This window comes from Spirochaetota bacterium, from assembly GCA_040756435.1.
GTDB lineage: Bacteria > Spirochaetota > UBA4802 > UBA4802 > UB4802 > UBA4802.
On the sequence record JBFLZD010000007.1, the window covers coordinates 1 to 24,186 of the forward strand.

Annotated in this window: 19 protein-coding genes; 7 read left to right on the plus strand and 12 right to left on the minus strand. The window is 37.7% G+C overall.

The genetic code is table 11. From position 1 onward, the window contains the following. The first annotated feature begins 872 nt into the window (after window positions 1-872). Both trxA and dtd read left to right on the plus strand, forming a co-directional pair. On the plus strand, window positions 873-1,184 hold the full coding sequence (gene trxA / locus AB1444_03320; GenBank protein MEW6525681.1) for a thioredoxin: 312 nt from the start codon (window positions 873-875) through the stop codon (window positions 1,182-1,184). Window positions 1,185-1,191: 7 nt separating this feature from the next. Then, a complete protein-coding gene (dtd, locus tag AB1444_03325) occupies window positions 1,192-1,641 on the plus strand; it encodes a D-aminoacyl-tRNA deacylase (protein MEW6525682.1) in 450 nt (149 codons plus the stop codon). Here dtd and AB1444_03330 read toward each other — a convergent pair. The 5 genes from AB1444_03330 to AB1444_03350 all read right to left on the minus strand — a co-directional run bounded on the left by AB1444_03330 (window position 1,633) and on the right by AB1444_03350 (window position 5,646). Continuing rightward, a complete protein-coding gene (locus tag AB1444_03330; protein ID MEW6525683.1) occupies window positions 1,633-2,166 on the minus strand; it encodes a tetratricopeptide repeat protein in 534 nt (177 codons plus the stop codon). The two genes, dtd and AB1444_03330, sit on opposite strands and share 9 nt — an antisense overlap. Before the next feature lie 64 nt (window positions 2,167-2,230). Next, window positions 2,231-3,280, minus strand: coding sequence for an ATP-binding cassette domain-containing protein (locus AB1444_03335; protein ID MEW6525684.1), 1,050 nt, complete (start codon window positions 3,278-3,280; stop codon window positions 2,231-2,233). Further along, window positions 3,264-4,067 (minus strand): ABC transporter permease, encoded by an 804-nt coding sequence (locus AB1444_03340; GenBank protein ID MEW6525685.1) that lies wholly within the window; start codon window positions 4,065-4,067, stop codon window positions 3,264-3,266. Before AB1444_03340 ends, AB1444_03335 begins: the two co-directional genes overlap by 17 nt. Then, window positions 4,051-4,983: a substrate-binding domain-containing protein gene (locus tag AB1444_03345; GenBank protein ID MEW6525686.1), complete on the minus strand. Its 933-nt coding sequence runs from the start codon at window positions 4,981-4,983 to the stop codon at window positions 4,051-4,053. Before AB1444_03345 ends, AB1444_03340 begins: the two co-directional genes overlap by 17 nt. Before the next feature lie 210 nt (window positions 4,984-5,193). After that, entirely contained in the window at window positions 5,194-5,646 is a 453-nt protein-coding gene (locus AB1444_03350; protein MEW6525687.1) for a hypothetical protein, read from the minus strand. A gap of 471 nt (window positions 5,647-6,117) precedes the next feature. Between AB1444_03350 and AB1444_03355 the strand changes: the two genes are divergently transcribed. Together AB1444_03355 and AB1444_03360 are read left to right on the plus strand one after the other, a co-directional pair. Next, the gene (locus tag AB1444_03355) at window positions 6,118-8,322 is read left to right on the plus strand and encodes a UvrD-helicase domain-containing protein (GenBank protein MEW6525688.1); all 2,205 of its coding nucleotides are present in this window, start codon (window positions 6,118-6,120) and stop codon (window positions 8,320-8,322) included. Window positions 8,323-8,404: 82 nt separating this feature from the next. Beyond that, the gene (locus AB1444_03360) at window positions 8,405-8,764 is read left to right on the plus strand and encodes an STAS domain-containing protein (GenBank protein ID MEW6525689.1); all 360 of its coding nucleotides are present in this window, start codon (window positions 8,405-8,407) and stop codon (window positions 8,762-8,764) included. Window positions 8,765-8,766: 2 nt separating this feature from the next. Here the strand turns inward: AB1444_03360 and AB1444_03365 are convergent, their stop codons facing one another. The 5 genes from AB1444_03365 to AB1444_03385 form a co-directional block, all read right to left on the minus strand. Next, entirely contained in the window at window positions 8,767-10,665 is a 1,899-nt protein-coding gene (locus tag AB1444_03365) for an aldehyde ferredoxin oxidoreductase family protein (GenBank protein ID MEW6525690.1), read from the minus strand. After that, window positions 10,655-11,134: a MarR family transcriptional regulator gene (locus AB1444_03370; GenBank protein ID MEW6525691.1), complete on the minus strand. Its 480-nt coding sequence runs from the start codon at window positions 11,132-11,134 to the stop codon at window positions 10,655-10,657. The genes AB1444_03365 and AB1444_03370 overlap by 11 nt, the downstream gene beginning before the upstream one ends. Window positions 11,135-11,250: 116 nt before the next feature. After that, a complete protein-coding gene (locus tag AB1444_03375; GenBank protein ID MEW6525692.1) occupies window positions 11,251-13,215 on the minus strand; it encodes a helicase C-terminal domain-containing protein in 1,965 nt (654 codons plus the stop codon). 55 nt (window positions 13,216-13,270) lie between these two features. Continuing rightward, window positions 13,271-14,980, minus strand: coding sequence for a DUF4389 domain-containing protein (locus AB1444_03380; GenBank protein MEW6525693.1), 1,710 nt, complete (start codon window positions 14,978-14,980; stop codon window positions 13,271-13,273). Window positions 14,981-14,997: 17 nt separating this feature from the next. After that, the gene (locus AB1444_03385) at window positions 14,998-15,318 is read right to left on the minus strand and encodes a hypothetical protein (protein ID MEW6525694.1); all 321 of its coding nucleotides are present in this window, start codon (window positions 15,316-15,318) and stop codon (window positions 14,998-15,000) included. 322 nt (window positions 15,319-15,640) lie between these two features. Between AB1444_03385 and AB1444_03390 the strand changes: the two genes are divergently transcribed. Together AB1444_03390 and AB1444_03395 are read left to right on the plus strand one after the other, a co-directional pair. Continuing rightward, window positions 15,641-18,595, plus strand: a complete 2,955-nt coding sequence (locus AB1444_03390; protein MEW6525695.1) for a tetratricopeptide repeat protein — start codon at window positions 15,641-15,643, stop codon at window positions 18,593-18,595. Between the two features lie 53 nt (window positions 18,596-18,648). Beyond that, the gene (locus tag AB1444_03395) at window positions 18,649-20,340 is read left to right on the plus strand and encodes a Na/Pi cotransporter family protein (protein MEW6525696.1); all 1,692 of its coding nucleotides are present in this window, start codon (window positions 18,649-18,651) and stop codon (window positions 20,338-20,340) included. Here AB1444_03395 and AB1444_03400 read toward each other — a convergent pair. Then, window positions 20,327-20,827, minus strand: a complete 501-nt coding sequence (locus AB1444_03400; protein MEW6525697.1) for a 3D domain-containing protein — start codon at window positions 20,825-20,827, stop codon at window positions 20,327-20,329. The genes AB1444_03395 and AB1444_03400 overlap by 14 nt on opposite strands. A gap of 346 nt (window positions 20,828-21,173) precedes the next feature. On the opposite strand from AB1444_03400, the gene AB1444_03405 reads away from it, so the two are divergent. Beyond that, the gene (locus tag AB1444_03405; GenBank protein MEW6525698.1) at window positions 21,174-23,594 is read left to right on the plus strand and encodes a hypothetical protein; all 2,421 of its coding nucleotides are present in this window, start codon (window positions 21,174-21,176) and stop codon (window positions 23,592-23,594) included. A 9-nt stretch (window positions 23,595-23,603) separates the two neighbouring features. Here the strand turns inward: AB1444_03405 and AB1444_03410 are convergent, their stop codons facing one another. Further along, window positions 23,604-24,131, minus strand: coding sequence for a hypothetical protein (locus AB1444_03410; protein ID MEW6525699.1), 528 nt, complete (start codon window positions 24,129-24,131; stop codon window positions 23,604-23,606). Between the last annotated feature and the right edge of the window lie 55 nt (window positions 24,132-24,186).

Here is a 24,186-nt window from a genome sequence, read left to right on the forward strand (position 1 = left end):
TGACGGGGATGCGTTTATACGACAGCACATAGTTTATGAAATTTATAATGAAGGTATGCAGCGGTAATTTATACAGAGGTGCATAGTGTTTGAAAAGTTCTAGATGTTCAGAGGCAATACAGGTGGTTGTTTCTATATTCATATGTTCCCTCCAAAGTATATGTATCGTATGTATCGCAACACTATCACAACTGGAACAAATTGCAACTACAAATTGTTTATGTTAAAAAATATAAAACAATGATCACAGGATATCTACAAGCAAATAGAATTGTATATCCAAGTTAATCAACAGTGTACAGGATTTTGTGGAAAAATAGGATGATAAAAAAGCATTTTTCTTTGTTACTTTCTTTTATTACCCCTTGAACAAAAGAAAGTGGATAATTAAAAGTTTTACTAGAAAGAGATAATTTTTATTTGGAAAAATATTGATAAATACATTTAGTGGTGTTTACATAGATACTAACATATATGGATAACAAAACTGTGAAGAAAGCATTTGGAAAATTTATCCATGAGTGTGAAAATATATTAAAGCAGAAGCCAAAATTAGATACCATTAACTGGATCTATTTTGTGGGAAAGCATTTAAATGGATGGCTAAAAAAGTTTATAAAAGAGCACACCACGATACACCCTTCGATGCACACAGAGAAAATGATTATACTATTTTTGACTGCAGAAAATTCTTATTTTATGTGAAACACTACAATAGGATAGAAAACTTTCTATGCAGTTTTATAGGGTTAAATAAATGTTTCATTTAAAATTTGAACTTTCACAGCAAAAATATTACCACACAAAATATTTATTTGATTTAATAGCCATACTATGCTATTATTGTAATTTGAAATTAATTGGAGGTGTGTATGGGATTGATAGAAGTCAATGATATTAACTTCAACTCTGAGGTACTTGAGTATGGAGGTAGGGTCCTTGTAGATTTCTGGGCACCCTGGTGTGGCCCTTGCCGTATGCAAACACCAATACTTGAAAAACTGTCACAGGATCCAGAAATAAAAACAAAAATAGTTAAAGTAAACACCGACAATAACCCTGAAACGGCGCAGCGCTTTGGTATCTCTTCAATTCCCACACTTATTCTTTTTGAAAACGGCAAAGAGATAGACCGCATGATAGGTGTGCAGCCCGAAACGGTGTTAAAGAAAAAGCTTTCTTAAAAAAACAATGCGTGCAGTCATACAACGGGTAACACAAGCAAAAGTTGAAGTTGAGGGGAATATCATTGCATCTATAAATAAAGGACTGTGTGTTCTTGTTGGTTTTACTGCCACTGACACTGACAAAGATTTACAGTATATTTGCCAAAAAATTATTGGCCTACGTATTTTTGATGATAACAATGCATTCATGAACCTTTCAGTAGCTGATGTTAAAGGTGAGATTCTTTTAGTTCCGCAATTTACGTTGTATGGCGATGCACGCAAAGGTAAAAGGCCCTCATTTTCTGACGCCATGAAGCCTGAAGATGCTTTCAAATTTTTTGACACATTTGTTTCATTATGCAAACAGCATTATCCCAAAGTTCAGCAGGGGAAATTTCAAGCCTACATGCAGGTATCCCTTATTAATGATGGCCCTGTTACTATACTATTAGATAGTTCAAAATTATTTTAAATATATGTCCTGATTATTGTTTTTAATTATTTCCAACTGACGAACAATTTCTTTCAAGTCACCATTATCAGGATTTTCGCTTTGAACTTTTTTTACACCCGCAATAACCTTATCCAACCTGAAGCGCTCTTTTGTATATGAGCTATCAACCATCAATGCTTTTGAATAATACCTATATGCATCTGCAAACTTCAATAAATGAAAATTCACAATTGCCATATTGGATAGTGCCTTAACATAGTAAGGATCTATTGCAAGGGCTATTGTGAGCATACGGTATGCTTCCTGATATTTTTTCATGTTCATGCATGCAACAGCACAATTATTGTATAACAATTTATTGGTTGGATCGTGCTGCAGTGCCAGCATAAAATATTCATAGGCCTTTTCATAATTACCACATTCCAGGTAAAGCAGTCCCTTGCTATTAAGCTGAACTGCTTCTTCTATACGCTGTGCGATAGTTACTGATGTAATAAGACACACTATTGCAGTAATTATAAAGCTATACAGCAATCGCTTCAATGTATACCTCTTGGCAATGATCTTCTAATATTGTATTACCTATTTATGTTAATTCATATCACACTCAGAGCAAGTGTATAGCACTGCCCTTAAAAATTACAACAACTTTTGCTCCTTTTTTAATATTCATTGCCATCAATGAACGCTTGGTTATCACAGATTGTACTATTTCACCTATATCAATGTTCACTCTATACAAACCTTTCATCTCGGTAACATCTACAACAATGCCTCTGAACTGATTGGTTGCACTGCTGTGCAGAAGCTGTCTGGAGATGATTATATCCTCAGCCCTGAGTATTGCATACTGGGAAAAATTGCGGTAACTATCGCCCAAAAAAAATGCAATGCCGTTATCCGTCACAAAATATGCCCCGTCTTTTTTGTGGATGACCCTACCTTGAAAAATATTTTTTGCCCCAACCATCTGTGCCACAAAAATATCACTGGGATAGCGGTAAACATCGGTGACCGTACCATGCTGGATGATTGCACCACTACTCATGACATACAGGTAATTGCCAAGCTGCAGTGTTTCATCAAAATCATGCGTCACATGCAGTATTGTGGGATTATATTCTTTTTTTATGTGTTTCAAAATGCCAATAAGTTCTTCTTTTGATACCGGGTCAAGAGCGGTAAATGGTTCATCAAGCAATAAAAGTTTTGGTGCTGTCACTATGGCTCGCGCAAATGCCACACGCTGTTTTTCACCACCGCTTAAGGTTGCAGGGTTTCTGTGTTGTAAATGGTCAACACCGCATAGCTCCATAACTTCATTAACCTTTTTCGTTACTACCCTGGTTTGACACTTCCTCATGCGCAAACCAAACGCAATATTTTCAAAAACCGTCATGTGGCCAAACAACGCCGGTTCCTGATACACAATGGAAAAGCCACGTGTTTCAGGTGGAATATGCGTTATATCTTCAGTATCACTATAGATAGTACCATTATGGGGTGCAATAATCCCTGCAATGATGGACAACAGTAGCGTCTTCCCTGATCCCGAAGAGCCCATTATCATGGCATGCGCTCCGTCATGAAATTGCAATGATGGAATTTTCAGTGAAAATTGTTTACTGTGCCATTGTATGTTATGCAGTGTAAGCATGTTTTTCCCTATATGCCAGTAAACTCCGTATAAGAACAAAAAACACTATGCAAAAAACTATGAGCACAGCTGCAATTGGTCGTGAACCTTCAAGCCCGTAAGCTGAATATCTATCATACAGCAGGACAGGGGCAATCATGGGGTGGTAGGCAATAATCATAACAGCGCCAAACTCGCTTATGCCCCGCCCCCACATCATAAGACTACCAGTCACAATGGCCCTGACTGAAAGTGGCAGTATAACATGGACAAAGCACTGTGCCTGTGAAGCACCTAATGTTCTTGCCACATTTATAAGACGCCTGTCAATTGAAGCAAAACCATTTTGCACAGCATTAATAAAATACGGTATTGAAACAAAAGCCATGGCTATGACAATGCCTGTTTTGCTGCCAACAAATGATATGTTGAATGACTTAAATAATTGTGATAGATAGCCACTTCCAAATACAAAGAGCAATGCTATTCCGCTTGCTGTATGGGGAATGATCATGGGTATATCAAATAGTGTGATAATGAAGCGCTTTAATGGAAAGTGAGTAAAGGTAAAGAGATAGGCAAGGGGTATGCCAAAAACTACTGCTATCAGTGTGGCATAGAATGCACATTCAAAAGTTAACAGTAGTGATTGCACTACCTCCTTATCAAAAAGCATTTCTATAACTTCACGTATTGATACTGACAGCACCATTGAAGCAATGGGCACCACAACAAGAAATGCTACCACAAACGATAGCACACCAACTATAGTATAAAACACTATATTCTTCTTATTTACGTTTATCACCTGCAATCACCTTCTTAAGTTCCACCGATAATTGTTCATGGTTATTGCTATACGGTTCTATAAATGTAAATCCGTACTCCTGTATTAATTGTTGCCCTTCTTTGCTAAAAAGAAACGACATAAAGGCAATAGCACCTTTTACATTGTTTGCTGTAACTGGAATGGATACACCATAGGTGATAGTGCTGCCACAAAACGTATACTGCTTCTTTGTGTCTGACAGCGCAATACAGGTTTTCCTGTATAACTGCTCGTATGTATGATTGCCTAAATTGATATGCTCATCCAGTGTTATATAGGGGAAATTTTGTTCTACCGCAACTGATTTATATATCCACATTGCATCACAGGCTCCTGTTTCAAGCAATGCAATGCAATCAATTTCTTTTGGGCGCATATATTCTATAGGTGCACGTGCAGCAAAGATCTTTTCTAACTTTGAGTTATTATAAAATTGTGATGCTAATTTCCATACCAAAAGGGTCCTGTACCCACAGGGGTCACGCAAGGGGTCAGAGCGTGTACAGGTAATATTATACGTTGTAAGTGCATCTATCCAGTTAGCTGCAATAGCCTTGGCGTATTGACTCTTTTTATTATATGCTAGCACCATTTCATTCCCTGCAAATGCAATCCAGTATGGACAATATTGTTTGAGCATACTATCAAAAAGCTCAACATCTGCTAGTGCAATCACATCACACGGTTTGTGTAAATCGGTTAATTTTCGTGCTGCATCAACACTGCCTGAAGCCTCAAGAAGTACTGTATAATTATGCCGTTTTTCAAATTCCACTTTGCATTCTTTAAACAGTGCCGATAGGCTGCCGGCATGAAACACGGCAATAGTTTCTTTTTTTGTATCAGCACACTCCATCAACACACATAAAAGAATAATTGCTATTATTTTTTTCATTTTTACTAATTATCTTAAAAAACCATTTAAATTGAGAGTAATATTAGCATGACTCCAATTAATTTTACTTATTTGCATATTGCAACATTAAAAATTTTCCTATCAGAGAATTTTGAAATTGTATTTTCCATCAAAGCAAACCCCAAAGGGGTGACATTATTATAAGTATAGGCACCTTTTATTTTAGATATTTACCTATAATTTTAGGGGCTATTTAGTGGCAAGTTTCACCAATTCTGGGGGTGGTCCCCAATAAAATTGACAACAATGGATGCCTTCTTCAAGATAAAATGAAAATGTGTAGCCACTAAAGCGATAGTTATCGGTATTATCTTCACTGTCTAACGCAGCAAGATAATCATAAAGATAATTCTCAACACAATAGGCTATAACCTTAGCCAGTGACATCTTGCAAACTTTGCGCACATCCATCACAAACTCATACTCATTCTCATACAAATACAGATGTACGCGTTTCCAGGCTTGATATCGCTTTCTATACTGCAACCGTTTATAGCTTTTCACCGGGATATGTTTATACGAAAGCACATAGTTTATGAAATTAATAATAAACGTATGAAGCGATAGTTTGTGCATAGCAGCATATGATTGAAAAAGCTCTAAGTGTTCATAGGCAATACAGGTGGTGGTTTCTATATTCATATATTTCCTCCAAAGTATATGTATAATGCTATAATACTACTATCGGAAAAAATTTCAATTACAAATTGAATATCTCAAAAAAACAACTGAGCGGTGTAGAAAACCGCATAGTGCATAGCAAATATAATCGTATGAAATATTAAGAAAAATGCTTCTTTTGGAGATGCACTAACCACAAGCACCATAGAGCCAACTCCATCTAATCTCAAAGAGTGGATAACATTACTGTCCACAACGACCACAACACCACAAAGCTAACAACCCCCAGAGGGGGTGACATTATTGTATAGTGTTTCACACAAAATAAGAATTTTAACATTCAAAAAATTTTTTATCTTGAATAATTTACTATACTATTAATTATGTCATCCATATATTTTTTATATAATGTAGTAGACATACATTGCACTACATATAATAGCAATGTAGTTGAACACAGATACAATCTAAAAAAATAACGTAATACACAACATGGACTTATTGCAAAAACTTAACGAAGAACAATATAAGGCAGTAACGCATATCGAAGGCCCGCTTTTGATACTGGCTGGTGCCAGTTCAGGTAAAACTCGTGTTATTACCTACAGGATTTCCCATCTTATAAAGAATGCAGGCGTTCCACCTTTTTCCATTGTTGCGGTAACATTTACCAATAAGGCAGCGGAAGAGATGCAAAACCGTATAAAAGCTCTCATTGGTCCTATTGGTGAAAGCGTCATGATAAAAACATTTCATTCTCTGGCAGTGTATATACTGCGTCGACATGGCGAGGCTATAGGCATCCCTTCAAATTTTACCATCTATGATGACCACGATCAGGAATCGGTTATTAAAGATATCCTGCGCACTATGAACATTGATCCCAAAGCAGTAAAACCGTCAATGATTGTAGAAAAAATATCACGCATAAAAGAAAGTAATCACTACATTGAAGGCGGTGATATTACACCGCTTTTGCCAAAATTTCATTCATTTAATTTCCCTGAAATTTTTACACAGTACCATGAAAAACTGAAAACCGCAAATGCCCTTGATTTCAGTGATCTTCTTGTGCGCACTGTACAGCTTTTGCGCAATAAAGATGTGTTACTTAAGCTACAATCGCGGTGGAAATATTTTATGATTGATGAATATCAGGATACCAATATCGCGCAATACTTAATTGCAAAATACTTATCGTCAGCCACCAAAAATATATGTGTTGTTGGTGATGACGATCAGTCCATCTATACATGGCGTGGTGCTGATATCCGCAATATATTGAACTTTGAAAAAGATTATCCCAATGCAACCGTGATTACCTTACACAGGAACTATCGCTCAACCGAACCAATCCTTAAAGCAGCATGGCACGTCATTAAAAATAATTACAAACGAAAAGACAAAAAGCTCACATCACATCGTGGTGATGGCGAACCAATCATTGTGTGTACAACCAACAATGAATATGGCGAAGCAGAATACGTTATTAATACCATTGTTAGCCTTAAACATAAAGAAGGGTATACCAACAGGGACTTTGCAATATTTTACCGCACCAATGCACAATCACGCATCTTTGAGGAACATCTGCGTAAAGAAAACATTCCATACGTAGTTATTGGTAGTGTTAAATTCTATGAACGCAAAGAGATAAAAGACATTATTGCTTACATGCGATTCATTGCAAATCAGCATGATACCGTTTCGCTCTTAAGGATTATCAATACCCCTGCACGCGGCATTGGTGCGTCAACTATCGAAAAAATCCGTGATGCTGCGTATGTACATGCAGTAAGCGAATGGGACATCATTGCTAATAGTGAAGCCTATGCATATAAACTATCGCCTGCTCTCAATGTATTTAAAGATACCATGCAGAAATTAATTGATAAAACCAGAGAAACTCCACAGCATTATAAGCTTTCTGATGTATGTATCAGCATTTTGCATGACACACAGTACTATAAAAGCCTTGAAGCTGAAAATAGCATTGAATCACGGGGAAGGCTTGAAAATATTGATGCATTTGTGAACAGTATTTTTGAATACGAACATCTGCACCCACAGGCTACCCTTGATGAATTTTTGCAGGACATTTCGTTATTAACTCCCGCTGATGAAACAAATGGCACTGTGCAGGATGCCGTTACTCTTATGACTGTGCACAATGCAAAAGGGCTGGAATTTCCCGTTGTATTTTTAACCGGCATGGAAGAAGGGTTATTCCCTCATGCCAATTCCAGCGATACAGAAGAAGGCATTGAGGAAGAAAGGCGGCTTTGCTATGTGGGCATGACAAGGGCAAAGGACAGGCTCTTTTTGACAGGTGCGGAGATAAGAAGAAGCTGGGGTACTATCCAATATAAAGAAGCATCACGGTTTTTAAGTGAGTTGCCATCCCAATTATGCGAATTTAAGAATTATAATTCATCGTATGATTCATGGGATGCCCCCAGATCTTCTTCATTTGATAAATTCATTTCTGGATCTGGAAACAACAGTAGAAACATCCAGAATGAAATAACCGATTCGCGGTTTAAAGTCCATCAAAGAGTTAAGCACCCTTCATTTGGCATTGGGATTATAACAACAATACAGGGGAAAGGAGATAATGTTAAGCTAACCATACAATTTTTAAATGGGTTCACGAAAACATTTCTTGAACGCTACACACCTTTAGAACCTGTGTCATAATTTTTTACTTGACAATGTTTACTAAAAATTGCTTTATTAAATCACTTATAATTAATTACAAAAAAACATTAAGGCGTTAATTATGGAAAAAACGCATCGGGTTTCATCAACGATTCTGAATAATATTCCCGTTCTTATTTTAGAAGGAGATATCACATCTGAGGCGGATAGTGATATTATGAATGCCTATAGGGAACTAAAAGAAAAACATTCTCCTTTTTATCTTATAGTTGACTTTAACAAAACAAAATATATTAATTCTGCAGGCATTGCAACGTTAATTAACATCATTCAAGATTTAGGTGATTTCGGCGGCAAGGTAGTCTTTACCGGTCTGTCACAGCATTTCCACAAAGTGATGGATATAGTTGGCATAACCGATTTTGTAAACATTTATAAGACCAACGAAGAAGCCTTGAAAAATATAGAGACTAAGGCTTAATATTATATAATTTGTAATTTTTTGAGCAATTTCTTTGTTGGCTTTCCTTCATTGTCCCAGCCTCTGAGTTTATAGTATTTTTTAAGCATCCTGTTAAATGGAACCGTATACCCTTTTTTGCCAAACATCAACGGTTCTTTTGTAAATCGTGCAGGCAATGAGTCATCTTTTGCTTTCAACCCTTCCCGTATATTAAACATGCGTTCCAGAGTATATCCTCGTTCACCAACAAGATAGTACCTGCCAAAATCCATCTTCATGCCAGTTGCCAGTTCAATTGCCTTAGTATGAGGTAGTAATGGCACATGAAAGCGCATAAGCCACTTGGGCATGGTAACAGTAAGGTCTATTAGTATCCATGTATGAGTAAGAATAAACTGTAACAGTGAAAAAAGCCATTTCCTGCCAGGAACTTTATATGCAATATTCGGCACAAATGTCCATGAAGTAAAAAGACAATTGCCACCTGCACTCACTGCAGCAAGCAAATTCTGGTCAAGAATGGTCCATGAAGGTTTTGAGCGATAGTGATGGGGATTGAGTGTCACCGGACCAGTTACCTCAAAATAGATCATGTACCCACCATCCAGATGACAGGCACCACGCGATGCAGTGGCATACCCCAACCCATGCCCAATAGAAGCGCGCGGCTCATAGGCAGCCAGTTCTAATCCTTTGACATGCGGGGCATAATCTTCCGCATTAAATTTCTTTGCCAGGTACCTCACCCCCTGGGAAAGCTCCTGTCCTATTCCACGCTTATAGGCAATATCTTCTATCAGCTGTGATATATTTTCCTTTTTACCAAATTCAATGCCACATTTCCATACCCCACGTTCATTGAGCTCTGCTGCAAATCCAAAAAGTGTCCCGGTAGTAATAGCATCAAGCCCCAAAAGGTCAAGCTGATAGTTCCATGTAATGATGGCATCCAGGTCATCAATAAGCATATTGGATCCAAGCAGTGACAGGATTTCATACTCAGGACCTTTAACTTCTTTACCATCAATCTCAACAACCCTGCCACAGCGGATTGGACATGATACGCAACCTGAATTTTTTACCAAAAACTCTTCAGCCAACCGTTCACCGCCAATATTCCATGCTTGTTCAAACCTTCCTTGAGAAAAGTTCTTTGTTGGCAATGCATTGTTCATGGAAAGCGCCGTTAAAAAGCCTGCTGTACCGTAGCGCGGAGCAAATTCACCGGTAGCTGGATGCTTCTGTAACATGGTTATCCACTGTTTTACATGTTTTTTGAACTCATCATTATTGTGAATGGGGATCTTCTCGGAACCTCGTGCAACCATACCTTTAAGATTTTTAGAGCCCATGACTGCACCCATACCGCACCTGCCGTGGCTGCGCTCCTGGGAAACCACTGATGCAAATAAAACCTGGTTTTCACCAGCAGGTCCAATAGCCATGGTACCACCCTGCCCCATTGCCTTTTGAGCATCCTGTGTATTCATTCCCCAGATATTGCCAGCATCCCTGATATGTACAGTACCATTATCAAATTCTATATACACCGGTTTTGGCGCTTTTCCCCGAAGCACCACGCCATCAAAACCGGCACGTTTCAAATGCATGCCAAAGTTGCCACCACTGTTTGAGTGCCCAATAAGGCCGGTAAGTGGGCTTTTAGCGGATATATCATATCTGCTGCTTGATGGCGCACCGGTACCCGTCAACGGCGATGTCATAACAATTAAAATATTTTCCGGTGACAGCGCATCCGCACCAGGGCTTAACTCATCCCATAAAATCTTTGTGGCAATAAAGCGCCCACCCAAATACTTTTCCCTGTCTTCATCAGAAAGCGGATACTCTCCAACACTTCCCGTTGAAAGATTAATATCACAGATTTTTCCCATGTATCCCTTAAACTTACTTGCCATACTGAACCCCTTTTTTGTCATATTGTGGTATTGCTAAAATTTCAGGAATTTTAGCTGCAACCTGTATAAACTTGGCAAACTCACCCGCTGAAACATGAATCATATTATTCATTATTGTATCAAAGCAAAAGTCTTCAATTGCTGTAAGGCACTTTTTACCCTCACGAGTAAGCCCAACATACACCACTCGCTTATCCCGTAAAGACGTTGTACGCTCAACCAGACGTTTTGCATGTAACCGCTGTACAATTCGTGTTGCTTTATGTAACGGAATACTCATAGTATCGGCAATGTCACTGATAGTCTTTTTCCTGCTACCATCAATCAATGTCATTGCATAGTATAACTCATAAGTAATGCCAAAATATTTTTCCTTGAAGCGCTCAAAATGATACACCGCACAAAGCACATCACGCAGCAGTGCATTAATATCCTTTTTTGTTTTTTTTATTTTCTGGCGATAGTTCATAGTAACAACCCTTTGCCACAATCATAAAAAAATACTTGCAGATTGCAAGTATTTTTTTATGACAATGCAACTGTTATTTGCTGATAGCCACTGCGTAACATTCGCATACTAAACTATTATTTGCAAAGTTTGTTATATGCTTCTTGTAACTCTTGCAGTGAATATACTCTTTTTGAATTGGGGAGTGAAGCTAAAAATATTCTTCCATATGACTTACTAACAATGCGGGGATCAAGAATTGCTATGATGCCTTTATCGGTTGATTTGCGTATGAGCCTACCAAAGCCCTGCTTTAACAGGAGAACTGCATAGGGAAGTTGATAGCTCATAAATGGGTTGCCACCTTCTTTTTGTATTTTTTCTATCTTTGCCTGCACCACAGGATTTTCCGGTGCCTCAAATGGCAGCTTCATGATAATGACTGCACGAGCCAGATCCCCTGGCAGGTCCACACCCTGCCAGAATGAATGCGTACCAAAAAGCACTGCATTTTCACATGCAATATATTCCTGTAAAGCTGTGGCTGCATTCATCATGTGCTGTGAAAAGATGGTATAGGGTACTGTATCACATAGTTTTTCATATATTTTTTGAAGCATACCATAGGAAGTAAAAAGGACAAGGCAGCGCCCCCGCACCATGGTAATAATTTCCCTGATTTTTTCAGCTGCATTATGAATGAAGGCTTCTTCTGACGGATCCACATTTTCTCTGTCAATGAACAAAACCGATTGGCTGGAAAAATCAAATGGTGATGGCAATATTACTGTTTGTACATTTGAAAGACCAACACTCTGTATAAAGTAATCAAAAGTACTGTTAACACTCAATGTTGCTGAAACAAATGCTAAATGGTCATAATATTCCACCACCTCTTTATGGATAATTGAAGCAACATCCAGTGGCTGGCCGCATATGGTAACAGCGCCCTGTCCATTTTTTTCCTTTTCCAGCCAGTAAACATAACGATCATCATCCATAAATACAATCATGCCCAGATCATTGCAAGTATTCATAATTATGCTTTTGCGGTACTCATATTCTAAGCGCATGTCTTCATCAAGTTTTTCTGCTTCAACTTTTTCAAGTACACTAATGATCTCTTCCAGGGCTTTCAGTAATGGCAGGCATTGTTTTAAAGGACTTCGTAACCTGAGTGTCTGTAAATCCTGTATCATATCATTGCAGACAGATTTGCATATCTGAATCTGTCGCAATGCATTATCAAATACTTCAATGACATCCTGATGCAGGTTGTGGGGCAACCACCGGTCTACCAGTGATGCGCCCTTTTTTCTTTGAATCATATGTTCCAGTGTTTCTTTAAGATGCTGGCTTGCTATTGTAAATCCCAATTGACCTGAGGCAATTCTTTCCAGTGAATGTGCTTCATCAAATACCACAACCTTACAATCCGGTACCAGCGACTTTGACGCAGCAATATTAGAAAAAAAGAGATAATGATTCATGACAAGGATGTGTGCCTTCTGCCATCGCTTGCGTGCTTCCATGTATGAGCAGGTGTTTTTATACCTGCATTTATTCATTGAACATAATTCCGATTCACGACAGATTATATTCCACAGTGCATCTGGCACCTGAACGTCAAAGCGTGTAAGAGTGTAATTTTTCTTTAGAAGCTTATGCAGGTTTGCTATATCGTTTGAAAATTTTTTGTCAAAACTTCCGGTATCTATTGCATGCTGCAGCCTTCGAAAGCAAGGATAATTGGCACTTCCCAGGCACAGGGCATACTCTAAGGAACTGTCGGTTACGTCTTGGAGTATTGAAGCAACCACAGGTAAATCTTTTATAATTAATTGCTGCTGCAGGGCTTTTGTTTCAGTAACTATCGCCACTTTAACATCTTCATAGAGCGCAAACAGGGCAGCAGGAAGAAGATAACCAAACGTTTTGCCTGTACCGGTTCCTGCTTCAATGACAATGTGCTTTTGGTCATACCATGACCCGGCAATAGCACTTGCCATCTGTTCCTGAATGGCACGATACTCAAAATCTTGGATATAGCCCGACAGCATGCCGCTGGTAAACACAGTATGTATGATAGAATGAATATCCATAGATAGCTATATATATTTTTAGCAGCACTGTAATGAATGCTATGCGGGATGTCTATCAAAAAATAAATGAAGGGTATTTATCAACCAGTCCCATGATGTATGCATTTACCCGGGAATAGTAACGTAAATACCGGTACATGAAATCAAACAACAGGGATGGCCAGCGCTTTGTTGCAATGATGCTGGTGAGGCCAACAGGAATCAGAATAAGCATTCCAAGCGTCAGTACAGCAAGCAACAGCAGATGGGGAAGTGCTGCTATAAGTATCCCAATACCTGTAACCCTTAAAAAAGCTAGCAAGCGTGATGGCTCACCAGGATATACTATGTCAAGCTGCAGGCTATGCTCAACTTTTGGTCTGCCTGCATATACAGGCCTGTCTTCAGTTATCTGGGCTGCGGATGCCAGAATTGCAATATAATACCGTAATGTGTTTTGCTGCATATCTGCAAAATCATCAATGAACTGGCCGGTAAATAACACCACACACCAGTTAAAAAATCCAACTACCGATGATACAAGACTATAGATAAAACTAACTATAACATGGGGAATCAACGTTACTGCATATAACCCTAACAGCCGTGCAACTGCACCAAGCCGTGAATATGACAATGCATAATCAATGGTTAAATTGACAAAACCTGCAGGTATTGAATCATAACTTTCCTTTTCAGCATAATCAAACTCTTCAGGTGTAAATTCTTTAACCTCACCTTCTTCCAGTTCAAATTTATCCAGATCAACTTCGGGCAGTTCTAATTCTTTTGACATTAAGGTTTCTATTTCTGATTCTGTAAGCTCTTTATGCAGGTCATCAACCGTAAGGCCAGGCTCAATTTCATCTAAAGAAAGCTTTAAGTCTTCTTCCTCTTCAAGTGACTGTTTCTTTTCTTCTTCTATAAGTTCATCAATAGTTATTCCAGCATCTTCCAGTGTCAGCTTTTCGTCTTCTTCAATTATCTGTTCACCTGGTAAAACTTCTTCATGCTCTTCCAGCTGAATATCCAATGAATCCAGATCCAAAGTGATGTCATCTATTGGTTCTTTTTCAGGCGCTTTTTTTGCTTTTGGTTTTTGAGGAATTTCTTCATCAGCCACCAGGATATCATCAAAACCAGTATCTTCCACCAATACGTCTTCTTTTTCAAGGACTGATGGCTCCATTGGCATTTCAGCTTCTTCAATTACTGTTGATTCTTCAAGAGGTATATCAAGGGTGTCTAAATCTATAGTAATACTTTCATCAACATCTTTTTCCTTTGAAAAAATCTCATCAGCCTTAATTTCTTCATCAAGCAATAATTCTTTTTCAAGGGGTTCTTCAGGTAGGGTTATTTCTTCGGTAGCGCTTTTCAATTCTTCAGCAGAAAAATCAGATAAATCTATTGTTTCGCTTTCAATAGGCTCAAATTCATCCTTAATTTTTCCTTTTTTATCTTGCGTTGCATCAAATGATTCAATATCTGCCAGTAAATCTTCATCAGTTTTTGAAATTTTTTTTGCTGTATATTCTTTTTCAAATGGTTCTTCGTTAAGTAAAGTATCAAACTCTTCTGCAACCTTTGCCATCTTTTTTGGCTTTTCTTCTACTGCGTGTGCCATGAGCATATCATCAAGACTTGTGTCTGGTGCTGTTTCAATACGATTATCAATAATAACATGAGCCTTGCATTTGGGGCAGGTAAATGCAAAACGCTTGTTGTCTACCTTTTCATCATCAACCTGATAGGCTGCATTACATTCGCTGCATCGTACAATCATGAATGGCTCCTGATGATTTATTGACTGGTGAAATACCGCTCATTAATATTGTGCTGAATAATTAAAAAGCCTATGGGCAAAAATAAAACCATATACCAGGGCATCTGCCTGCCATTGAGCATTTCAGATTTTTGCATATATTTAATGGTTAAATAAATGAGCCACAAGCCAGCCGTAAGAATAGTAAGCAGTATGTTGGTAATAGGGTTGTCATAGAAAATACGGCTTACACGGGCAATCCACCAGAAATAATATAACCCTGCTGTACATACCATTAATACAAATAATACAACAAGATTGTCTTCAGGTATATATTCAAATGCATTTTTTGAGTGCATAAACGCTCCACATAATTCTAATGTATATATATCAAATTTAATAAAATACTGCAACAAAAAAAGTCCAAAAGCTTCTATATATAATTTACGGTAAAATTACGAAAAAATCTTAATAATTATTTACTATAGAAAAATTCTTGTCATTTTTATCGATAGCGTATACTACGTCATAAAAATGCATTCGTTGCTATTGTATCAGGGATTTGTTCAATACTGCGGTTTTCAGTCATCAAGTCATTATATTATCAATCAAGAATTGAGATACTATACCCTGATGGGTTAAAAATAAATTCAGTAGTATGCAGGAGAAATTATTCAAAAAATGAACATAAAAGAATTTAACTATTCCAGTATAACCCAGCGGCGATTTGTGTTACTTTCGATATTTTTCACTATTGCCACCCTGGTGGTGTTTACCATTCTCAGCACCCTGTACGTAAGCTCACTTACACTGTATGCCCCTGTCTGGAAATACACCCTGACCTGTGCGTTTTTGGGGTTACTTGCTGGTATCATTGCTGGCAATAGTATTTTAAAAAGATTACAAAACCACAGGATTATTTTTATTATACAGGAAATCATTGGAGTATGTGTGGCGATAGTACCTGTCATAGGTGCCCTGGTATACCATGATATCCTCAGTGTATATGGTACTATCCTGCAACATTGCTACTGGCTGCTCTATGGGTCAATATTTATACTATATTTTTTTACAGGTATAAAAGCTCCATATTACTTAAAGACTACCATTGGCGACTATATAGATAATAAAAATCCCGCAATTATTGCTATATGTGTTGCTCTGATATCGTTTATTGCATCCGTAACGTTTGGTTTTTTTATATTTTATAATCAATACTATCTCATTCTTTATGTTCTATTACCCATACTATCCAGTGTGTTCACTATACTTTTATCGCTCCCCTTTTGCCCACCAGCAATCATTTCACGTGGTATTGCTGAAGAACGTGTCATTACGTCACGAGATGATATTCTGTTTACATACTGCAATGTCTCATTTATAAGCATATTTATTATTCTTATACTGCTGAGTATCGTTGCACGGTATGGGCTATTCCTGGAAATTATTTTCTATTCAGTGATTGCCATTGCAGCAGGCTTTATTGCAGGAACTATCGCCTCACAGTATATAAAAACAAACAATACTGTTTTTATTTACGGTGAGATGCTCTATCCATTCCTTTTTTTAGGTTTTATTATTATAATCCATAGCAATGATATTCCCTACTATGTCAGTGTTATGACCGCTTTGCCTTTTAGTATTTTTTCGGGGTTAACGTTTGGCACTTCCCTTAAGCAGATTGTCCTTAAAAATAATCATCAGTTACGATATACCATACTGCTTTTTTCCTTCTTTATCATACCAATTCCCATAATAATTGCATTTTTATGGATTGAATTAACGTATCTATGGTTTTTTATTCTCATTTACCTCTTAGCAATAATCACTATAATATTTCCCGGCATGTACCTATTGCAAAATACAAAACGCTCTATACCATCGATACTCTATTTTGTTGTAAGTTTGCTATTTATTCCTGCCATTATCATTACCCATATTTATTTCAAACTGCCATTTTCAAATACACTGGTCAATAGATTCTGCAACGGCTATGACACCGTAGCAATGGCAAATTTTAATGCATCATATATCACACAACCTGCAACAGCATACATACAGGGGATACCTGCATGTTCAATCACCGATCACTTTGCACGCGATATGAAACGGGCAACGGTGCTATCAAGCCTTTTTACAGGTTCTGGACACACCATCATTATTGATGGCTATCATAAATTCTTTACAAACAACCTGTACAGCCTGCTACCTGCCCCTGTTATCCTTGATTATATCCCTGAGCGTATTGTTGATTATCAGAAACCAACAATAACCGGTGTTGAACAGTATGCCACCATTAACAGCGATATCCTCCGTGGTTTATCAGATAAAAAAGGGACCATTATTGATATCCCCAATATTTTTGACCATTATATGTATACCTTCCACTTTTCTGAAAATTACATTGCCAGCATCAAACCGCATGTTGATGATTACTACTTTACAATTATTGACATAACCCATATAGCACCGGAGCAATTAAATAGCCTTGGCAAAGCCTTGCAGAAGCATTTTACTCATTCAATGGTTGCCATATATGGTAATATAATGATCATTGGCGCAACAGATAAACAGGACGGATTTACTATTGGTCAGGCCCAAATGCAAAAATTAGAAAACCTCATCCAGACAACAGAAGTTTCAAATCTTTTCATTAATCCCGAGCATGCAGTATCGTATATACTGTATACATCCGTACAATCGGTTTTACCAAACAATGGGAAAAGCAGTACTGTACTGCTACCGTTTTCTAAACCAGATGCAACACTATACCCAAACAGTTTTATTGATACTGTGATTAATACCAATGATGCCGTTACAGGGCTTGCTGACAAAACCCCATACTGGGCTAATACACTGCAACTGCGTATGTTCTATGCAAAGCGGATTAATCAGCTTTTAAAGCAGGCTGAATATTATGGACTGCAGGAACAATACGAACGCGAGATGCAAGCACTCATGGAATTACGGCGGGCAGGCGAATATACACCCACCTTGAGGCAATACATCATCAATGTAATAGTATACAAAGAAAAACTTTATGAAAATATTGCGCTGGTGTATGAAAAGGACAAGCAATGGGATAAAGCAATTTCATTATATTCTTCATTGCTTGCAGTAAATCCCAATAATTTTACTGCCAACTATCGCATTGGTATTATAAGTGCCACCATTCAGAATATGGACAATGCATATAAATACCTTAACAATGCAATGAGGATGAACCCCAATAATCCTGATGTTCTGTATCAGTTAGGGATATTATTGGTATCACAGGGCAAATATGCTGAAGCGCTGAATTATTTGTTGCAGGCTCATCAGTTAAATATGGCTACGGCATCGTTATTTTTCAACATTGGTCTGTGTTATGAATCGCTTAAAAACATTGAAGAAGCAAAACGCTATTACGAAAAAGCAAAACTGCTTGACCCCAACGACCCCTCAATACAATCAAGTTTAGAGCGTTTTTCAGGCAAAAAGGAAGAGCCTGTGAACCCAAACGCCGATCCCCGTACCAATCAACTTGATGAGGAAAAAGGGGAAAGCTTCCCATTACCCATTAATCAATCAGCGTATGATGTGCGGCTTAAAGAAAATGAGGTAAAAGAAGAAGATAAGCTTGCTATGCCACAATAGAATATTTTACTGTTTGTTTATGAATATAAATTATTAACTAGAGGATAAACACTATGGATGGATTTTCGATAGGTATCACAATCTTTGGTGGATTAGGATTGTTTTTATTTGGCATGAAAATCATGAGTGAATCCCTGCAACAGGCAGCAGGTGACAGACTGAAAGGTATATTATGGAAGGTCAGCAATAACAGGATTAAAGGAGTCTTTACCGGCTTATTTATTACATCCATTATTCAATCTTCAAGCGCCACAACAGTAATGCTGGTAAGCTTTGTCAGTGCCGGCCTTTTAACATTACAGCAATCAATAGGTATAATATATGGAGCAAATATTGGAACCACCGTGACCGGCTGGCTTGTAGCATTGATTGGATTTAAAGTAAAAATTACTGCTGTTGCCCTGCTCTGCATAGGCATAGGCTTTTTTATACGGTTTGTATCCAATGAAAAAGTGCGCTACTATGGTGAGGTGTTACTTGGCTTTGGGGTGCTTTTCTTTGGGCTTGATATAATGAGCAATGCTGTCAAAGACCTGCGCAATTCTGAAGCAATACTGAACATGATGACGCGCTTTGCTGCAGTAGACATATCGTCAACATTGATTGTGGTTGCTATAGGTACTATTGTAACCATGATTGTACAATCATCAAGCGCTACGGTAGCCATGACCATGACGCTGGCAGTAAACGGCCTTATTGATTTTCCCACCGCGTGTGCATTCATATTAGGTGAAAATATTGGAACAACAATCACTGCCAATATTGCAGCCATAGGTGCCTCAACCGAGGCCAAGCAGGCTGCGCGAGCACATTTTTTGTTTAATTTTATTGGAGTAATATGGGCAATTTTTATCTTTCATAAATTCTTTGTGCCCTTTGTTGACTGGTTAGTACCCGGTAATCCGTATTCTGATATTTTAGCAGTACGTTCCAAAGTAATAGCGGACCACATGGCAGCATTCCATACCTGCTTTAACGTTATCAATACCATGGTGTTTTTGCCATTTGTTAATGTCCTTGCAAAGCTTTCAACTAAATTAGCACCAAAACCTAAAGGTGAAAAGGATGAATTCCATTTGAAATATATCACCACCGCATTAGTTTCCACACCCACAATTAATATAAACCAGGCACGTCTTGAAATCAAACGCATGTGCGGCATTGTCCTTGAGATGTTTGACATGGTCATGGATGTATTTCATCACCCAAAGGAAAAATTGGGTACGCAGGTTGAGCACATCATAAAGCTTGAAAACCTCACCGACCACCTTGAAAAGGAGATATCAAGCTTCCTAGTTAATATTTTACAAAACAATATTTCCTACGAGCAGAGTGAAGAAGTCTCATCGCTTCTACATACTGTCAATGAATTGGAGAGAATAGGCGATAACTGTGAATCATTGCTAAAACTTATCCGCAGAAAATATGAGGCGGGGATTGAATTTTCTGATGATGCAGTCAAAGGCATTGATGAAATTGCATCAAAAGTTCGTGAGTTTTTGGTTTTACTAAATGAAAACCTCACTATCCGCAATAAAGATATAATGACTGATTCAAAATTTTTAGAAGACAGGATTGATGAGCTAAGAAACGAACTGCGCAAAGGACACGTAAACCGTTTAAATGAAGGGGTATGTGATGTCAATGCTGGGCTTATCTTTATAGACATGCTATCAAAATTTGAAAAAATTGGAGACCATGCATTCAATGTAGCTGAAAGCATCTCCGGGGTCAGGGTTTTCTGACCCCGGCTTTAGCCTTAATTGCTTCAATAACAACTCCGGGATCTTCAGGAATAAAAACCTCCACGTCATCACAATACTGAACACCAAAATTATGTGCTTTCCCGTGTTCAGGCATTAATATATCAAGCGTAAAACCTTTTATGGCGCTACCTGTATCAAGAGCAACATAATATGCATTATTATATTTTATAATTGAACCCAGAGGAATAACAGACGGGTCAACAGCCACAACAAGAATTCCGCTGTCTAAAAGACCTGTTAATGTCAACCCACCTACAGCTGCGCAGTTGGTATAGTCTTCAATCCCAGTTTCGGTAAATCGAGTATTACAGCATCTACCCGGGCAGTAGGCTGTTATTTTCCATGTTGTTTTATACTGTACTTTTTTTGTGTGCGATAGTTCCGGTAAAAGATTGTGTTTGGGCATTAAATCCTGATACGCAAAAGCCAGTAATGCTACTGTACATACTACTATTAAACTAACCAATACTCTTCTCATCATCTTGTAACCAGTCTATGTAAGTTTTACAAAACCAAATAAAAATATTAAAACCCCTCATTATCCAAAGACAGTGAGGGGTTTATGTTATTAAATTTTTGGCCAAAATCTAATTTTTTTAAGCGAAGTCAATCATTTTTTAATGTGACATAAAATTATGTTGACAAATTTAATTAATTGTTTTATGTATAATTTTAATGTAAAAAGTGCGGTTTTTTGTTCTCTCAGGGTTGCCGTGCAAAGATTAACAATAAATCTTTGTAGTGGAAATATAGTTTTTTAACAATTGTAATGGTGCGTGCAGTTAATTTTCATATAAAAGGAGTGTTAAACAATGATATGGAATATTGTGACGCTGGTATCCTGTTTATTCATGATACTCTTCTTCCGGCGTCTTGACCGCTCCAACTTACGAATAACCAAAGTTAAACGATATACATCAAAAGTGCTGGATGACTTTAAAAAGTTAGCCCAGGAAGAAGAACGCAAGTTCAATGATTCTACCATTGAACTGGATATCATGCTAAAAAAAGCTCAGGCACTTAGCAATCATCTCAATGGTTCAATTGTGGAAATTGAAGAAAAGCTTAAAGGCCTTGATATTGAAAAAACAAACCTTAAAAAAGTGGAAGAGGATCTAAAGGTCATCTCAAATGCAGCACGTGATGTCAATCAGCAGATAGAATATATTGCCGCATCACGGGCAAGTTTTGGTGATATAGCTAAAAAGATTAACTACCTTACTGACAACCTTTCCAGATTAGAAAAAGAAACATCGGTGGTATTGCAAACCTTCAATGACAGGGTCCGTGAACGCTCACGGGAACTATCTGAAGAAATTGCTGAACAGATCAATAAACTCCGTGATACTATCACTATAAAAGAAGAACGGATACTTATGGCTTCTCAGGAAAAGGTTGACCTTTTGACACGCAACTTTTCGGAGTCGCTATCGCGCATGGAACAAAACATAACAAACACTGGCGATGCTATTTTAGAAAATATACGCTTAAAGATAGATACGGTAACAAAATCCGTTGACTCCATTGAGCAGCGTGTTGAATCAGCGGAACGCCGTGTATTTACTGACTTAAACCAGAAAATTGCAACACTGGCTAAATCCATTGAAGACTTTGAACAGGATTTGGACGAGATCAGGATAACCTCAACCACTTCAATGCGAAAAGAGCTTGCCGAAGTCAGCGATCAGATTTTAGAACTTAAATCTTCCGTTACTGAAGTTGAAAACAGTATTTTTGCTGATCTCAAGGAAAAGGCAAATGATGTGAAAACCAGTATATCCAGTTCTATAAAGGAATTTAAGGATATGCGTGAAACCTTACTTGAGCAGGTCAACGGCGATATTGAAAAAGTATATGATAAACTTCGACTCATTGAACAAAATATAGATGAATCAAAAGCTCAACTCATTGCCTCATTTGATGAAGAAGTCAACAAAATACGAACTGCATTTGATGCGTTAAACCTTCATGCTATCTCTAAAAAAGACGAAATTGTAAAAGCTGCTCGTAAAGAGGCTGAAGACATAAAAACCCGCATAGAAGAATTTGGTGAAAAATTTATTGAGATGGAACACAGATTGGTAGATAAATCAGAAGAGCAGCTTAAAACATTAGTTACCGAATACCAGGCCATAGAGCTGCGCTTCCATAATTTAACCGAACGTGCAAACCAGATTGAACGGCAGATGCATCAATCAATAGAATCAAAGATAGCTGAAGCCAGAAATGAATTTGATACCATGAGCCAGCATATTTCATCCATGAAAGAAGAGCTTTTAAGCTTAGAGGAAAACCACAAAATTTTTACGCGTACTGACGATATGCTTAAAACAGTTCAGGGCGCATTAACCGAGCTAAACACCATACTTGCCCAATCACGGGAAGAATCAAAAAAATTAGATGAATTTCTTGAAAAAGCTGAATCAATCAAGGATATACGGCGAACAGTTGAACGTGAACTGAAGGTGTTTGAATCACGAAAAGAAAAACTTGCTACAGTTGAATCTGAAATTAAAGCCCTCATGGAACTGGCAGATATGATTTCAATAAAGGCTGATTCATTACAGGACGGAATGCTTAAAATTGACCAGTTCAATGCACGCATTGATGCCCTGGCAAAGGTTTATAACGATCTGGAAAACAGGATTCACGAATTACAGGAATATGAAACTACCATAACCAAAAATTTGGAATCTGTTAACAAAGCTGATCTCATCATGAAATCAATAGAAACAAGAATAAAAACATTCCAGTCAACAGTAGAAAAATCAGAAAAGAAGATTGAGCGCCTCACCGGGTACCTGCACAGTATTGAAGAAAATACACTTATTCTTAAAACACGTGAGCAGGAAATCAGGGAAGTTAAGGAGCATTTTGCTGAGCTTGAAGGCCTCACTGCACATATAGAAGAGCGCATCAAACAGGTAAACGCTATGTTTCAGAAATTAGAAGATATGCGTGATGAAATCAGCCAGACCGATAGTCGCCTGCAATTAATGTTTACTGAAACCGATAAGCGAATGAAACAGTTTGCTGATTTCTTGAAAGCTATAGATAGTAACACCGTTATCGGCAAAGAGATTAAAGGGATACCAAACGTCAATATTAACGAGAGGCTGATAAAAACTGTCAGAGAGCTATCCAATAAAGGTTGGAGTTCTCAGGAAATAGCCAAAAAACTTTTAATAGATGAAAATGCAGTGCGACTGATAATCAATACTTCTTCCCTGTAACTATGCTTTCTATTGAGTTTTATCTTTTATTTTTTCCCTGATTTGCTGCATTATTTCTTCATCAGAAAGTTTCTTTCTTAAAACTATTCTATATTTTACTTCAAATTTTGTTGGTTCAATCGTTTTTTCGGGAAATGAAAACGTCCAGCGCTGCAGGTCCTGAACTATAAGGTTATCCAGTTCAACCAGAAATGTAAGCTGCGTTGGTCGTATCTTCATTATTGCACCTGAATCAGGGAATAACCACACTGTTACTATGCCCTCTCGTGCTTCATCAATTTGATTATTCTGTGCCACCTCTTCAAGTATATACTTATCACCACTTTCATCATTATTACGTGTGATTCTATCCTGATAATGTAACTGAACTACCTGATAGCTATCCGGAGTTATTAATACTCTGAAAAGCTCCGAACCACTTTTTTCTTCAAGAAATTTTTTATTATCCTGTGCAAATGGATCTTCTTTTTCTTTAATACCTGCAGTATTACATGCTAACAAGGTTATTAGCATAATAAATAGTATATGTTTCCTCATAACCACCATCATCTCCTTTAAAAATGGAATTCAGTGTAAAGCTAAGCAAATGAAG